Below are 15272 nucleotides of genomic sequence, written 5' to 3'. Positions count from 1 at the left end.
ATTGTAATCTGTGCATCTGAATGGCCCATAACATACTGCATTTGATATAAGTCCCATCTCATCCATCCAGATAGAAATCAGATCTGCCCGAAACTCTTCACTGTAAAGCTCTACATCCAGAATCCAGTTATCATCCGGGCGATTATAGACACACGGACTGTAAACCAGATAATTTGTGGTCAAATCATCTACTGAAAGCAGTTTTTTTTACAGAAAACGCATTATTTCCTGTCAGCGCAATCACCTTTGCATTTTCCAAAACCACTTCATCCAGTTTATCCTCAAATTCCTTATCTTCATCATACCAGAAAATGATACGACGCTGATAAAACTCAGGCAGAGGTGCAGCAAATCTGCGATTTAAATCTTGTATTATTTTATCTGTATCCATGCTGCATTATCTCCCTTCCGTACTTTTTACATAAATAGTGCTTCGTGCCGCACCCTCTTTTCTCAAATAACCGTCCTTAACCATATTCAACAAGACAGCTCTGGCTCTACGATGTTTTACATCTAAAATCTCTACTGTTTCAGCAGTAGTAATAGAGCCATTTTCCAATACATATTTATAGATTTGTTGTTCCTGTTCACTATCCGGCATTTTCTCAGTCGTATCTGGCACTTCATTGCCACTATCCGGCATTTTTTTCATATTATCTGGCACTATTTCTGTTTTATCCGGCACTTTATTGTCACTATCTGGCATTTTGTCAATAGTATCCGGCACTTTAATGGCGTTATTGAGGTCAACAGTGCCGTCAACCTGTCCTCGATAAATATTGATACGCAAATCAACTTCGCCACCAATAAACTCCGGCTCCTGCAGTCCGGCAGCTTTTACTTTATCAATAATTCTCGGAATGCCGCTTCCCCAATGCTCAATCAGGTTCATATAGGCAAACGCATGAGCAAGGGCTTCATTTCTAATTTTAGAATAGCCTTCTTTCATACGCTCCATAGTTTGTCCCATTGGCAACTTTCCAGGAGAAGTAATTTCCAATCGGTTGTCATATACGGCAACCTGTATCGTACCATGATCCAGATAACTACGATGTACCATGGCATTGATAATCAACTCACGAATGGCATCCGGTGGAATCTCATAAACATCCTGCCGATAAATTCCCACAATGGTAGCACCGAAATGAATATTTCTCAGAACAAACTGAAATGCTTCATCTATCTGCTCCCAAAGCGGACCGGTATATTCTCTGCGGTCAACAAATACCGCTTTTGTTGTACCTTTGAACACACCACATTGCGTTGCAACATGAAGTCCTCCGTTGCCAGTCAAAATAGCAAAAGCATTAGACGGATAATCTTTTTCATCACGCTCAATCAAAATACCCCAGGAGCGCAACTGCTGTCTGCCTACATCTTTAATCGATGCTTTCTGTTCCTCTGTACGGGCATTTTTGACAGCCTGCTCTTTCATAGCTTTGCAAAGAGCATCAATATCTTCATCATCTGTTTTTTCGATGGCACCTGACCGGCAACAACCAGTTTCCCGTCAATCATCACCGAAGGAGCCGTCATCACTCCCAGCTTTACGATCTCAACCAGGTCTGTCACTCTCTCGATTTCCGTATCCATCCCGAGTTCTTCAAGACACTCCTTCACAACCGCATTTGTCTTATCACAATTTTCACAGCCACTTCCGATTACTTTTATATTCATATCCTGCCTCCAGATTTAATTATTCAGTTTCATAGGAAGTCCCACACATTCTTCCCACGCTGCCGCGATTTCGCGGATCAGTGCAATTCCGATTTTGGAAATAAAAACAAGCTGAGACTTCGGCTGTGGTTCGTAAGGTGCATAATCCCGTTTTTTTCCAACTACGTCAACCTTTTCCCATCCTTCTTTTTCTACTTTAAAGAATCCCTTTACACGGAAAACATCCGGTTCAATCTTTGCAAGGAAAGCTTCCAGCTTTTCCTTCTGGATCTCTCCTGTAAAATCCATGGAAAATGTTTTCGGTTTATTTTTCGATGAATTCGTAGTATCCTCACATTCTGCCCATTTGTACAGCATCAGATCCATATCATAAAACGAACGGTCAATATTTCCATTCGCACTCTCTGTAATTGGGCATACCGGATTAATTTCACGCACTTTGTCTTTCACCTGTTCAATCTGCTCGCTACCCACCAGATCAACCTTTGTCAGAACCGCAAGATTGCAGTGTTTAAGTTGACGGTCAATTGTCTCTGAATCCCCGATCTGATCCAGAAAATTATAACAGTCCACCAGGCAGATGCATCCTCTGAAGTCATATGCCCCAGGCGCCATTACTTCTGTGGCTGCAAGAATTTCTTCTGCATTAGACGGGTCCCCGAATCCAGAGCTTTCCACAAACACATATTCCAGACCTTTCTGTGCCATCTGCGTCAGTGCATCCACAAAGGATAAACGAAGGCAACTGCAAAAAATAGAGCCTCTGTTCAATTCTATCATCTGGATATCATTATTCTGAAGCACCGTTCCGTCAATACTGATCTTTCCCAGTTCATTCTGGATTACCCCAACCTTTGTTCCTTCCATGTTTTCAAGCAGATTTCTCAAGATTGTCGTTTTCCCAGCTCCTAAGAACCCTGTCAGAAAATATAATTTAATTTTACTCATGATTCATTTTCTCCTTTTCCGTATTACAATTGCAATTTAAAAGTCCGGCATAATCTCCCGGAATCATCAGACGCCCCACTGTCTTATAAACCTCATTCATTACGTCTATGTCCAGAGAATACTGCATCCATTTTCCTTCTTTGCGCGCCTTTACGATTCCCAGATCACACATCAGCTTCATATCATGCGATAAGGTCGGCTGTGTAATATGAAATTCCTCCAGGATCTTACAGGCACATAATTCTCCTTCGGATAACATGTCGATGATCTTCAGGCGTTTCGGATCCGACATCACTTTGAATATACGGGCATATTTTTCATAGTCTATCTGCATTTTCTTCGTAAATCGCTCCTTCCTCATGTCCGGCGGGTAGCAAATTCATATGCCTTTTCGTGCAAGCACGAATGATATTTAAATTTGCCCCACTACTTTGATAATATTACGGATTGCTCCGCAGCGTTGCTGCTCCCGCAATCCTTCGTCCATTCGGAATCCGCTGATTTCCTTCGTAAATCGCTCCTTCCTCATGTCCGGCGGGTAGCAAATTCATATGCCTTTACGTGCAAGCACGAACGGCATATGAGTTTGCTACCCTATATTATCACATTAAACCCATACCCCACAATGATGATTCCGATACACACGATTCCAATGAATGTTCCGAGTAACTTTTTCTTAATCGCTTTGGACAGCATTACCATGGATGGAAGGGAAAGTGTAGTCACTCCCATCATAAAGGATAAAATCGTTCCAAGTCCTGCCCCTTTTGCGAGCAGGCTTTCTGCAATTGGGATGGTTCCGAAAATATCTGCATACATGGGAACGCCTACTGCTGTCGCCAGTGGCACGGCGTACCAGGTCTGTTTTCCAAGAATGCTTCGGACGATATGCTCTGGGATCAGATTGTGGATAGCTGCCCCGATGATGACTCCGACAACGATATACGGAGCTACCTTTTTGACAGTAACCACAACCTGATTTTTTGCATAATCCATACGGTCTGCTATTGTAAGCGACGGCGAAGCTACCTCCACATTCGGTGCCTGCCGGATAAAATCTGCCACCTGGTCTTCCATATGCAGCCGCTCAATGATCGTTCCCCCTATAACAGCTATGACAAGTCCAACAATCACATAAGCAAATGCGATCTTCCCTCCAAAGACACTCATCAGAAGAACCAGAGATCCCAGATCCACCATCGGAGATGAAATCAGAAACGAGAAAGTAACTCCCAGCGGCAATCCCGCACTGGTGAATCCCATAAAGATCGGAATCGATGAGCAGGAGCAGAACGGAGTCACTGTTCCTAGAAGTGCTCCGATCAGATTCGCCCAGATTCCATGAAATCTTCCCATAATCTTTCTGCTTTTCTCTGGCGGAAAATAGCTTTGAATATAGGATATCACAAAGATCAGCACCGCAAGCAGCACAAAAATTTTTATGATATCATACAGGAAAAAGTGAAGAAATTCTCCTGGAAACCTCCCCTCTCCCAATCCGGCTTTAACAAGAAGTTTTCCGATCAGATCTTTCAGCCAGTGCATTCCAAGAATCTGGTCCTGAAAGAAATCCCATCCGTTTTTTATGATTTTCATTCTCTCTCCCTTCCCATAGAAATATAGAAATATTTCTATATATTTTTCATTTTTTAACCGGTGCAATCTATTTCTCACACCGGTTTTCTAACTACATCTTACTCTTCATATAGAATTTTGTCAATATGTTCCCGTTTTTTTCTAATTTATCCCCTTCGCATTTGGATAGATTTTCTTCATCTTTGCGTCATCATAATGTGCATCCGCCCACTTCTGGACGGCATTTGTCGCCTGCACACCATTTCCTCTCTCATCATATCTTACCAGTGCCACACAGGATACCAGAATGTTGCAAACCATAAATCCCAGTAAAACCCAGGTCAGAATCTTTCCTGCAACTGCCGGTATTTTTTCAATCCATTTTTCCACAGGTGGAAATAATATTTTAAACCACACAACCGCAGCAATTCCCCAGAAAAAGCAGTAAAGCAGATTGATTCGACCTCCCAGGTTAAACGGGATCTTACTGTAATCCCAGAACACTTTTCCAAATACAAGTTCCGTAAACACACTGCAGAAATACTCATAAGCACCACCAAGCAATGTTCCTGTAAGGAAAAGAAAACGATCCCCTTTATCCTTATATTTATACAAAAGTGCTGTGACAAGTGCAATTGCAAGCCCCCAGACAATGCTGAACGGTCCCCAGACCACACTGCTTCTACTCATCCATACTCCAGCCGTCACACGACAGAAAAGCGTTTCTGTGATATCTCCTAGAAAAGCACCGATCATAAACAGCATCACGATCTTATAAAAGCCGCACCCTTTTGCAAATATCTTTTCTTTGTTCTCTTCCCGGATTTCCTCTTCAATTTTTCTTGCCTTTGGATATGCTTTTTTCAGACGCTTTTCCAGACTTCCGGCAATCTTTCCCGCAATTTTTGTGCTGATCTTATCCATCCCGGCATCCGTTGCGATCCAGCGCTCCGGATTCTTACTCTTTCCGGTAAGAAGCATAAAGGAACCAAAGATGTCCACAAAAAGTACACCGATCAGTGTCAGCAGCACAATATGCATCAGAAGCTTCGGCAGAATATGTAATAAAATCAACATGATCCCATTGCACCATCTCACTGCCAGATAACCGAGCACACCCCAAAATAGTGAAGCCGGAAGACAAATATATCCATCCAGGTTCCATTTGATATTTGAATAATCCCACCATCTTGCCTTGAATGCTTTTTCGATCAGATGTCCACTGACCCATTCTGCAACTGTTGCATAGACCGTTGCAAAGATAAATAGCCAGATTCCCCGAAGTTCCTGTAATCCCACTGTCATCGCAATTGCGGTCAGACCATAGAGCACACAGAACGGTCCATTTACCAGGCCTCGGTTAGCAAACTTTCTCTGCTTCAAAGTTGCCGATATCGTTTCCAATACCCAGCCACCAAAAGAATAAATAAAAAAGAGCCACAGTAATTCATATCCAGTATAGTGATTCATAGTCTTCTCCTTTGTAAATTCATGGTATCATCTTATCATGCCAACCATGAACTTACAATTGGGATTTTATCCGTAAAGATATTATATAACACCAATCGTTTTTTTACAGCCGGTTAAACCGGTATCCGACTCCCCATACCGTCTCGATGATCTGCAGATTCCGCATATCCACATCGTCATTTCATTTCCTGTAGTCGAAATTCGGACTGCGCCTTCTGCTTTTTCTGTATATTTATTTGTTTATCATATATATTTCTCTATTTTTTATCTGTATTCCTGATTTATTTCATATATTTAAAATTATTTTATTTTTTTCAGAATTTTTATTGACATTTTGCATTTTATGAGATATTATAATATCAACAAAACAAAAGGAGGACGGACCACCAGAAACTTAATTTTAACTCCAAAGTCTAAGAAAGTAAGAGGTACGGACCAAAAGGAACATAATTTAAAACCAGAATAAATCTGATGAAAGCAAGAGGTACAGACCAATGGCAAGATAATTTATACAATATCAAATCAATAAGAGTAAGAGGTGCAGACCAATGGCATAATAATTATTGAAATTTACATAGAAAAAACTATTTGAGATAATAGTTTCAGATAGATAAGAAGTGAATAAGGAGGATAATCCAATGGATGGATCAAATTAAAATCCACTGTAGCTGAAAGATCAGATACAGTGGATTTTTTATGACATATTTTCTGTTCCAAAGTTCAAGAGCGCGCCTGCTGACGCGCTCAATTTCTGCAGATTCATAGTACAGCGGATTCTATGAAGTCTTCCGGTCCATATCCCATACTGCTTTACCATCATCACAGTATTCCAGATCCGGGCATTCCCCCTGTACAAAGGAATAAACCGGCTCTTTTCCTTCATATTCCTGAATGATACCATTTAATTTGGCAAGCATTTTTTCTTTATCACCCGGAAGATGTCCTCTGACTCTCACATGGATAAAGTCATGAAAACCATCATATAAAATATTTGCTCCTGCTTTTTCCGGTGCGATCCTTTCGATCAGATGATATTCTTCCCGAATTGTTTCCAGCTCATCTGCCGGAACAAAAATACCTTGCCGTATATCTTGATATAACGGAACTTCTTTATGCAGAAACATGGAAAAATTCACTACATGCGCCGGATTGGTCCTGTTCAGGAACTGCGCCAGTGCTTCTGCATTTTCCATTCCTCTTCCTTTTCCTGCGACTCCAGTCATAATATGTGCATCATAGATCAGTCCTGCTTCATGAAGCCTGTCGATTGCCTGATATGCCTGTGCCAGATCATGATCTTTTTTCATAAATTTCAGCACATCATCCAGTCCGCTCTCGATTCCAATATACAGATGCTTTACCTTTTTTCTAGCAAGCATTTCCAGCTCTTCCTGGCTTTTATGTAAAATACTCGTAACAGTCGCATCCATATTAATCCCTTCACATTCCGGGAAGTAATATGCGATCAGATCCAGAATCTCATACAATTTTTCTGTCTTCAGACCAAATGCATTACCATCCCCCAGAAAGATCTTCTTCGGCTTCCCATGCAGTTCCCGCACTCTCTTTAGTTCCGCTTCAATCTGTTCCATCGGAAGTTCCCGATACTTCAGATGCCGGAATAAATTACAGAATTTACACTGATTATATGAGCATCCAACCATAACCGGAAGCATGAAAGAGCTTCTTTCCATCGGAGCCCGGCAAATCTGTCCTTCGTAATCCATATGTCACACTCCTATGCTTCTACATAATAGACATAATTTTCTTTTCTTGGTTTTGCTGCAGGAAGTTCTGCTGCCGCATATCCAAGTACGCAATGACCGATTCCTTCATAGTCTCCTTCGATTCCCCATTTTTTCAGAAGAGCCTTTCCTTCCTCGGATTCAAATTCTTCTTTTGCCCGGTGGATCCAGCAGCTTCCGATTCCAAGCGAATGCGCTGCATTCATCAGATTTCCCATCACAAGACTTCCATCATAAAGATATGTCGGTCTTGCCTTATCTGCAAGTACAATAAGAACTACCGGTGCACCATAAAACGGATCTGTATCGGTTCCCATAATTTTTGCATTCATTGCTGAAAGCTGATCTCTTGTTGCTTTATCCGTCACTGCCACGATGATCGGTGACTGCATTCCCATTCCCGTTGCCGCATAAGTTCCGGCCTCAATGATCGTATCCAGATCCTCTTTTCTGATCATATCCGGTTTGTATCCACGGACACTTCTGCGTTCTTCCATATTTTTGATTACTTCATTCATAAATTTTCAGCTCCTTTCAAATCTGCTTCTATTGTAGCACGATTTGAAAGGAGCTGTATGTATCTTATTTATTAAATTTTTATATCTGGCTTATTTTTCTTCGCCCCAGACTTCTTCCGCGATTTCTTTTACCAGTGCAAGCTTCTTCCACTGTTCTTCTTCTGTCAGTTTATTTCCGATTTCACAGGAAGCAAATCCACACTGTGGACTCAAATACAGTCTGTCGAGCGGGACATATTTCGCTGCTTCATGGATTCTCTTAATTACGTCTTCTTTATCTTCCAGCTTTGGTGACTTGGTTGTGATCAGACCGAGAACCACTTTTTTATCACCACTTACACTCTTCAACGGCTCAAATCCACCAGAACGTGCATCATCAAATTCCAGATAATATGCACTTACATTTTCACGGGCGAATAAAGCTTCTGCCACACGGTCATATGCACCACTGCTTGCATAAGTAGAATGGAAATTTCCACGGCATACATGAGTGTTGATCACCAGATCCTCCGGCGATCCCTCAATTGCACGGTTATTGATAGCAAGAAGCTGTTCCATGATTTTCTGAAGTCCGGCTTCATCGGTTCCGAAAATTGCTGTAGCATGTGGATCTACACACATTCCCCATGAACAGTCATCCAACTGAATGTTTCTACAGCCCGCATCATACAGGTCACGAATAACTTTCTTATATCCATTTGCGATATCTTCTGCCAGTTCTTCCACATCCGGATAATACTTATTCGTATTTTGAATGTACATCGGCATAATAAACTGTTCCAGGAACTGTGCCGGTGCCGGAATCGTCTGCTTTGCTACTGTATTTTCATCTTCCAGTGCCTTTACAAATTTAAAATGTTCTACAAATGGATGCTGATCTACGGAAATTTTTCCAGTCAGATAAGTATCATCGATCATTGCAGCTTCTCCGTGGAACGGAAGTCCGGTCTTGGTCGGTTCATGTCCCACCCCATTAAATCCCCACATAAAATCCAGATGCCAGGTTGCTCTTCTGAACTCGCCGTCTGTAATCACATGATATCCGGCTTTTTTCTGCTTCTCTACCAGGTCTAAAATTGCAGCATCCTCTACTTTTGTCAGTTCTTCTTTTGAAATCTTTCCTTCTTCAAAATCTCTTCTTGCTCTTTTCAGTGTTTCCGGTCTTAAAAAACTTCCTACATAATCATAACGAAATGGTGTATTTTTACTCATAATATAGCTCTCCTTTTCTCTTTCGTACTGTCTGTCTTTTATGTTTGAAAGTATAGCAGAGTATTCTGCATCTGAAAAATACAAAAAAAATACAGTTTGCCATAGTTTAAAACTATAGCAATATCAAAAAAATGTTTCACGCTCCCTGCTTCCATGCTACAATATTACCAGGATATCTGGCCAGAAGTATTTTCCGCTAAGATACATTTTCCAGATACTTTTCTGATATCCCAAACCCAAAAACAATATTCTTTATAGAAAGTGAAAAATATGACTCTTCAACAATTAAAATACGTCGTAACTGTTGCTGAAACAGGAACAATTACCGAAGCCGCAAATCGTCTTTATATTTCCCAGCCAAGCCTGACAAACGCAATCCGTGAACTGGAAAAAGAAATGAAGATTACCATTTTTCTCCGGACTAATAAAGGGATCATCCTTTCAAAAGAAGGCGAAGATTTCTTAGGATACGCCAGACAGGTGCTGGAACAGGCCGCTATTCTCGAAGATAAATACAAAGGAACTTCCGGCGGAAAAAAGAAATTCTGTGTATCCACGCAACACTATTCTTTCGCTGTCAATGCTTTTGTCGATCTGATCAAAACCTACGGACAGGATGAATATGATTTCAGTCTCCGCGAAACCCAGACATACGAAATCATCGAAGATGTAGCAAAAATGCGCAGCGAGATTGGAATTCTTTTCTTAAATAATTTTAATGAAACGGTTCTGGAAAAAATTTTAAAATCCAACGGGCTTATTTTTCATCAGCTGTTTGTTGCAAAACCACATGTATTTATCAGCAGACGTCACCCTCTCGCCGATCACAAAATAATCACCAATGAAGAACTGGACGATTATCCATATCTCTCCTTTGAACAGGGTGAACACAATTCTTTTTATTTTTCAGAAGAAATCTTTTCTGTATCTGAACGCAAAAAAAATATCCGTGTACGGGATCGTGCCACCTTATTTAATCTTCTGATCGGGCTAAATGGTTACACAGTATGCAGTGGTGTAATTGACAAAAAGTTGAATGGAAAAGATATCATTTCCGTTCCTCTTGCTGACGAAAGTGATATGCGGATTGGGTATATTACACATAAAAAAAGGATGTTAAGCAGATTAGGGACAACTTATCTGGATGCCTTGAAAAAATATCTGCAATAAAAAACTTCTGGAAGCAGTTTTCCTGTTTCCAGAAGTTTTTGTTTTAAAACAAACATACAATTCCATGCACAATAAATGCAGCAACCCATGCAATCACGCACTGAAAGATCACAACACCGATCGCCCATTTACCACCAAGTTCTCTTTTAATAGAAGCAATCGCTGCCACACACGGTGTATACAAAAGACAGAAAATCAAAAGTGCTGCTGCACCGGCTGTATTTATCACCGCTGTCAGTGCTGCTGTTGACCCAAACAAAATCGAAAGAGTGGAGACAACACTCTCTTTTGCCATAAATCCGGAAATCAGTGCCGTTGATATTCTCCAATCACCAAATCCAAGTGGAATGAATGCAGGTGCGATCATACCTGCTACCGTTGCAAGGATACTTGCCTGTGAATCTGTCACCATATTCAGATGCAGATCAAAGCTCTGCAGGAACCAGATCACGATCGTTGCACCAAAAATAACGGTAAATGCTCTCTGCAGGAAGTCCTTTGCTTTTTCCCAGAGAAGCTGACCAACATTTTTCGCTCCCGGCATACGATAATTCGGAAGCTCCATAACAAACGGAACAGGTTCTCCTTTGAACATCGTCCCTTTCATTGCAAGTGCAGTAAGGATTCCCATCAGGATTCCGAAGAAATAGAGACCAATCATTACAATTGCACCCTTCCCCGGGAAAAACGCCGCTGTAAAGAATGCATAGATCGGAAGTTTTGCTGAACAACTCATAAACGGAGTCAGCATAATCGTCATTTTACGATCACGCTCTGAAGAAAGTGTCCGGCTCGCCATAACTCCCGGTACTGTACATCCAAATCCGATCAGCATCGGTACAATACTTCTTCCGGAAAGACCAATCTTTCGCAAAAGTTTATCCATAATAAACGCAACCCTTGCCATATATCCACTGTCCTCCAGCATCGAAAGGAAAAAGAACAGTGTAACAATGATCGGCAGGAAACTCAGCACGCTTCCAACCCCCTGAAAGATTCCATCTACAATCAGTGACTTTAATACGCCATTGACTCCTGCCGCATCCAGTGCCTGACTGCAGGCTACAATCACCTGGTCAATTCCCTGTTGCAGAAGATCCTGCAAAAATGCTCCGATCACATTAAATGTGAGCCAGAATACCAGTCCCATAATTGCGATAAATGCCGGAATCCCGGTATATTTTCCTGTCAGAACCTGATCAATCTTCCTGCTTCGCACCCGCTCCCTGCTCTCATGTGGCTTTAAGACCGTATCTTCACAGGCACGCTGGATATAGTTAAAACGCATTCCCGCTACTGCCGATGAACGGTCTACCTTGCATTCTTCTTCCATCTGCAGATTGATATGTTCCAGAAGTTCCTTTTCATTCTGGCTCAGCTTTAATTTTTCCAGGACAAGCTCATCATTCTCTGCCAGTTTGCTTGCTGCAAATCTGACCGGGATCCCTGCTTCCTTTGCATGATCTTCAATCAGATGCATGATCGCATGAATGCATCTGTGAACCGCACTTTCCTGACCTTCAGCAGAGCAAAAATCCACTTCCTCCGGTGCTTCCTGATATTTTGCGACATGCAGTGCATGTTCTACCAGTTCCGCAATTCCTTCTCCCTTTGCTGCCGAGATTGGTACAACCGGTACTCCGAGAAATGCTTCCAGCTCATTCACACGCACAGAGCCACCGTTCACACGCATCTCATCCATCATATTCAGTGCAACAACCATTGGGATCTCAAGTTCCATAAGCTGCATCGTCAGATACATATTCCGTTCAATATTGGTTGCATCTACAATATTGATGATTCCTTTCGGTTTATCCTGAAGCAGAAATTCTCTTGTAACAATTTCCTCACTGCTATACGGAGACATAGAATAAATTCCCGGAAGATCGGTGATACGGGTATTGGGATGTTCCTTGATCACACCGTCTTTTCTGTCAACCGTAACACCTGGGAAATTTCCCACATGCTGATTCGATCCGGTCAGCTGGTTGAACAGCGTTGTTTTTCCACAATTCTGATTTCCAACCAATGCAAACGTAAGTGTCGTATTCTCTGGTAACGGATGCTCTGTTTTCTTCTCATGAAAAATGCCTGCTTCTCCATACCCCGGATGCTGTGCATCTCCTAACGGTTGTCTGCCTTCCTTCTTCTTATAATGCGGCTCATGGGCCGGCGTAATTTCAATCTGTCCGGCATCCTCCAGACGGATCGTAAGTTCATAACCATGGATCCTGATCTCAACCGGATCCCCCATCGGCGCATACTTTACAATCGTTACTTCTGTTCCCTGGATCAATCCCATATCCAGAAAATGCTGCCTGAGTGCACCATTTCCTCCTACGGAAAGAATCGTAGCTGTCTTTCCGACTTGTAATTCTTTTAATGTCATTCCTCTATCTGTCTCCTTTGGCAAAACCATTTATTGATAATTTATATCATTATCATATCAGTCCTGTAGGTAGTCATTCAAGAATAACATTCGTTTTTTCTAACTAATTTCATCGTCTGCAAATTGTTTTATTCCGTAGCCTCTCTAAACCGGTACCCTACTCCGATTTCTGTCAGAATAAATCTGCAATTTCCGGGATCCTTTTCTATCTTCCTTCGCAGTGCTGCCATAAATACCCTCAGGTTGGCTGCTTCTACTCCCTGTGCACTGCCCCAGATCTGACCGAGAATATAATTATGTGTCAGTACCTTTCCCCTGTTGTCGATCAATAGTTTCAAAATTTTATATTCCATCGGAGTCAGATGAACTTCTTTCCCATCTATCGATACCTGATGTTTTTCCCAGTCCACTTTCAGATAATCACACTGAAAGATTTTTTCTTTCTTTTCCTCCGGAATCTGGTTACTCTTTCTGAGCGCCACGCGGATTCTGGCCAGCAGTTCGCCCATATAAAACGGTTTTGTCACATAATCATCTGCCCCCAGATCCAGTGCCTGTATTTTTTCTTCCTCTTCCTGTCTTGCACTGACCACAATGATCGGTATCTTCGAGATTTCTCTTACATTTTTTATAATCTCAATCCCGTCACCATCCGGAAGTCCAAGATCCAGAATGATCATATCTGGTCTGTTTGCATAGAACAGTGCATTTGCTTCTCCACATGTCTTCGCAATCACATAATCATAGTCTTCTTTCTTAAGACTCATCGAGATAAAGTTAATAATATATTTATCGTCTTCCACAATTAAAATTTTATGCTTATCTGCCATCTGTACTTACCTGCCTTGCCTCCAACCAGAACATGAACCTTGCTCCGCCTTCTTTTCTGTTCTCTGCACAAATATTTCCACCATGTGCATTTACTACCGCTTTACATATAGCCAGTCCCAGTCCAATTCCTCTTTGTCTGTCCCCTTTTTCATCTGACCTTGTAACAAATTCGTCAAAAATATTTTCTTTCAGATCTTCCTGAATCCCGTCTCCGTCATCTTCTACACTGATCCACACTTTCCCTGCATCATATCTGGCTTCTATACAGATCCATCCATTTTCCCCTGTATGCTTCATCGCATTATCCAGAAGATTGACCAGCACCTGGACCATCAGTTTTCCATCTACATTTACAACAATCAGCTCCGACGGAAGTTTAATTTCAAACCTCCTCTTTTCCCGGAGTCCTATGATATGTGATACGGCTTCATAGATCAGATCATCCACTACTTCCTGGTTTTTCCGGATCTCAAATTCTTCACTTTCCAGCTTTGTCATATTCAAAATATTTTCCATCAGGCGCATCAGCCATACAGACTGCTCCTGTATCTCTCCTGCCAGTTCCTTTCTGACTCCGGCATCCAACTCATCCGCCTCTTTTAAGAGTCCTGCAGCTCCCATAATTCCGGTCAAAGGTGTCCTGAAATCATGGGATATACTTCTCAGCATATTGCTTTTCAGCTTTTCTCTTTCCATCTGTGCCCTTGTTTCCTCTGCAATACGCACCTGATTATGAAATCGTACCATAATACTTGCGGAAATGAATCCTGTGATAAGGAAAAATACCAGACGTACCACATCATTCTGATCCGTCATCGCAAATGTATGCACCGGCACTGTAAAAAAATAATTAAACAGCAGCACACTGCATACAGAAGCCATCATTCCATACAGATAACCGGTAGTTGTAACTGTTATGACCAGTACACCCACAATATAGATCATCAGAATATTTTCTTTTCGAATTCCATAACTCTGGAGAAAAAAAGACAAAAATGTTGCAACCGCCATGATCGCAATCGACTGCACCATATATTTTACTCTCTTTTTTGTCATTTTCTTTCCCCCATCATTCATCATTTTATACTTGCAAGCAGACGGTCAATATCCTTTGTAAGACCTACTACAAGCAGATGATCCTTCTCATGCATCACATAATCCGCTCTCGGAAGGACCACCACCTCTGTATTTTTCTTTATTCCAAATACATTTATATGATAGTTTGCCCTTATATCCGCTTCTTCTATCGTCCGCCCGATCCATGCAGCCTTCGGCTGGATTTCAAAAATCGAATAATCCTTACTGAGTTCAAAATAGTCAAAAACATGATTTGCACTGTATTTTACAGCCAGTCGCTCTGCAATATCCCGATCCGGATAAAAGACTTCATCCGCTCCATTTCTCAATAAGAATTTTGCATGGATATCCCTGTTTGCCTTACTGACAACATGTTTGGCTCCAAGCTCTTTTACCAGGCTTGTTATCTCCAGACTGCTCTGGAAATTTGATCCGATGCACACAAAGCAAAGATCGAAATTTCCTACTCCAAGACTTCTTAATACTTCTTCATTTGTACAGTCCCCTACCCGTACTGCTGTTGCGTATTCCAACAAATCCGGTGTCTTTTTCTCATCTTTATCGATGACCATTACCTCATTTCCCCGATTTGCCATATCAATACACAGATGATGACCAAATCTTCCAAGTCCAATAATCAATACTGATTTCATTTTCTAC

Annotated in this window: 15 protein-coding genes and 1 pseudogene; 1 reads left to right on the top strand and 15 read right to left on the bottom strand. The window is 41.6% G+C overall.

What is annotated here, in order from left to right:
• From PG840_RS16860 to PG840_RS11250, 11 genes and pseudogenes are all read right to left on the bottom strand, one after another.
• Positions 1-183, bottom strand: a 183-nt coding sequence (locus tag PG840_RS16860; RefSeq protein WP_330674133.1) for a hypothetical protein, incomplete at its 3' end; no start/stop codon positions are given.
• A gap of 1 nt (position 184) precedes the next feature.
• A complete protein-coding gene (locus PG840_RS16855; protein ID WP_330674132.1) occupies positions 185-391 on the bottom strand; it encodes a hypothetical protein in 207 nt (68 codons plus the stop codon).
• A 6-nt stretch (positions 392-397) separates the two neighbouring features.
• Positions 398-1465, bottom strand: a pseudogene (locus PG840_RS11290) (ATP-binding protein); the annotation flags it as partial.
• On the bottom strand, positions 1432-1677 hold the full coding sequence (locus PG840_RS11285) for a thioredoxin family protein (protein WP_270613655.1): 246 nt from the start codon (positions 1675-1677) through the stop codon (positions 1432-1434). The gene PG840_RS11285 and the pseudogene PG840_RS11290, both read right to left, overlap by 34 nt.
• Before the next feature lie 15 nt (positions 1678-1692).
• Positions 1693-2625: a CobW family GTP-binding protein gene (locus PG840_RS11280; RefSeq protein WP_117556840.1), complete on the bottom strand. Its 933-nt coding sequence runs from the start codon at positions 2623-2625 to the stop codon at positions 1693-1695.
• Positions 2618-2959, bottom strand: coding sequence for an ArsR/SmtB family transcription factor (locus PG840_RS11275; RefSeq protein ID WP_270613654.1), 342 nt, complete (start codon positions 2957-2959; stop codon positions 2618-2620). Before PG840_RS11275 ends, PG840_RS11280 begins: the two co-directional genes overlap by 8 nt.
• Positions 2960-3219: 260 nt before the next feature.
• The gene (locus tag PG840_RS11270) at positions 3220-4221 is read right to left on the bottom strand and encodes a permease (protein WP_270613653.1); all 1002 of its coding nucleotides are present in this window, start codon (positions 4219-4221) and stop codon (positions 3220-3222) included.
• A 141-nt stretch (positions 4222-4362) separates the two neighbouring features.
• The gene (locus tag PG840_RS11265; RefSeq protein ID WP_270540597.1) at positions 4363-5670 is read right to left on the bottom strand and encodes a putative ABC transporter permease; all 1308 of its coding nucleotides are present in this window, start codon (positions 5668-5670) and stop codon (positions 4363-4365) included.
• A gap of 776 nt (positions 5671-6446) precedes the next feature.
• Positions 6447-7397, bottom strand: a complete 951-nt coding sequence (locus PG840_RS11260; RefSeq protein ID WP_270613652.1) for a radical SAM protein — start codon at positions 7395-7397, stop codon at positions 6447-6449.
• Between the two features lie 11 nt (positions 7398-7408).
• Positions 7409-7933: a nitroreductase gene (locus PG840_RS11255; protein ID WP_022220868.1), complete on the bottom strand. Its 525-nt coding sequence runs from the start codon at positions 7931-7933 to the stop codon at positions 7409-7411.
• 90 nt (positions 7934-8023) lie between these two features.
• Entirely contained in the window at positions 8024-9145 is a 1122-nt protein-coding gene (locus PG840_RS11250) for a 5-methyltetrahydropteroyltriglutamate--homocysteine S-methyltransferase (protein WP_118217463.1), read from the bottom strand.
• Positions 9146-9415: 270 nt separating this feature from the next.
• Between PG840_RS11250 and PG840_RS11245 the strand changes: the two genes are divergently transcribed.
• Complete coding sequence (locus PG840_RS11245; RefSeq protein ID WP_118217462.1) at positions 9416-10315, top strand: LysR family transcriptional regulator; 900 nt, start codon at positions 9416-9418, stop codon at positions 10313-10315.
• A 43-nt stretch (positions 10316-10358) separates the two neighbouring features.
• Here the strand turns inward: PG840_RS11245 and feoB are convergent, their stop codons facing one another.
• From feoB to PG840_RS11225, 4 genes are all read right to left on the bottom strand, one after another.
• Complete coding sequence (gene feoB, locus PG840_RS11240) at positions 10359-12704, bottom strand: ferrous iron transport protein B (protein WP_270205480.1); 2346 nt, start codon at positions 12702-12704, stop codon at positions 10359-10361.
• A 128-nt stretch (positions 12705-12832) separates the two neighbouring features.
• Positions 12833-13534: a response regulator gene (locus tag PG840_RS11235; protein WP_118198520.1), complete on the bottom strand. Its 702-nt coding sequence runs from the start codon at positions 13532-13534 to the stop codon at positions 12833-12835.
• The gene (locus tag PG840_RS11230; protein WP_227084649.1) at positions 13524-14591 is read right to left on the bottom strand and encodes a sensor histidine kinase; all 1068 of its coding nucleotides are present in this window, start codon (positions 14589-14591) and stop codon (positions 13524-13526) included. Before PG840_RS11230 ends, PG840_RS11235 begins: the two co-directional genes overlap by 11 nt.
• A gap of 20 nt (positions 14592-14611) precedes the next feature.
• Complete coding sequence (locus PG840_RS11225) at positions 14612-15265, bottom strand: potassium channel family protein (protein WP_117556825.1); 654 nt, start codon at positions 15263-15265, stop codon at positions 14612-14614.
• Between the last annotated feature and the right edge of the window lie 7 nt (positions 15266-15272).

This window comes from Coprococcus sp. AM97-35, from assembly GCF_027697525.1.
Taxonomy (GTDB): domain Bacteria; phylum Bacillota; class Clostridia; order Lachnospirales; family Lachnospiraceae; genus Allocoprococcus; species Allocoprococcus comes.
This window is presented reverse-complemented; position numbering and strand designations above follow the sequence as displayed.

Bases quoted from the DNA above. Each gene is read 5' to 3' on its own strand.
- PG840_RS11270 (WP_270613653.1), bottom strand. From the start codon at position 4,221: ATGAAAATCATAAAAAACGGATGGGATTTCTTTCAGGACCAGATTCTT.
- PG840_RS11260 (WP_270613652.1), bottom strand. From the start codon at position 7,397: ATGGATTACGAAGGACAGATTTGCCGGGCTCCGATGGAAAGAAGCTCT.
- PG840_RS11230 (WP_227084649.1), bottom strand. From the start codon at position 14,591: ATGACAAAAAAGAGAGTAAAATATATGGTGCAGTCGATTGCGATCATG.
- PG840_RS11225 (WP_117556825.1), bottom strand. From the start codon at position 15,265: ATGAAATCAGTATTGATTATTGGACTTGGAAGATTTGGTCATCATCTG.
- PG840_RS11250 (WP_118217463.1), bottom strand. From the start codon at position 9,145: ATGAGTAAAAATACACCATTTCGTTATGATTATGTAGGAAGTTTTTTA.
- PG840_RS11245 (WP_118217462.1), top strand. From the start codon at position 9,416: ATGACTCTTCAACAATTAAAATACGTCGTAACTGTTGCTGAAACAGGA.
- PG840_RS11235 (WP_118198520.1), bottom strand. From the start codon at position 13,534: ATGGCAGATAAGCATAAAATTTTAATTGTGGAAGACGATAAATATATT.
- PG840_RS11265 (WP_270540597.1), bottom strand. From the start codon at position 5,670: ATGAATCACTATACTGGATATGAATTACTGTGGCTCTTTTTTATTTAT.
- PG840_RS11255 (WP_022220868.1), bottom strand. From the start codon at position 7,933: ATGAATGAAGTAATCAAAAATATGGAAGAACGCAGAAGTGTCCGTGGA.
- PG840_RS11285 (WP_270613655.1), bottom strand. From the start codon at position 1,677: ATGAATATAAAAGTAATCGGAAGTGGCTGTGAAAATTGTGATAAGACA.
- PG840_RS11280 (WP_117556840.1), bottom strand. From the start codon at position 2,625: ATGAGTAAAATTAAATTATATTTTCTGACAGGGTTCTTAGGAGCTGGG.
- PG840_RS16855 (WP_330674132.1), bottom strand. From the start codon at position 391: ATGGATACAGATAAAATAATACAAGATTTAAATCGCAGATTTGCTGCA.
- PG840_RS11275 (WP_270613654.1), bottom strand. From the start codon at position 2,959: ATGCAGATAGACTATGAAAAATATGCCCGTATATTCAAAGTGATGTCG.
- feoB (WP_270205480.1), bottom strand. From the start codon at position 12,704: ATGACATTAAAAGAATTACAAGTCGGAAAGACAGCTACGATTCTTTCC.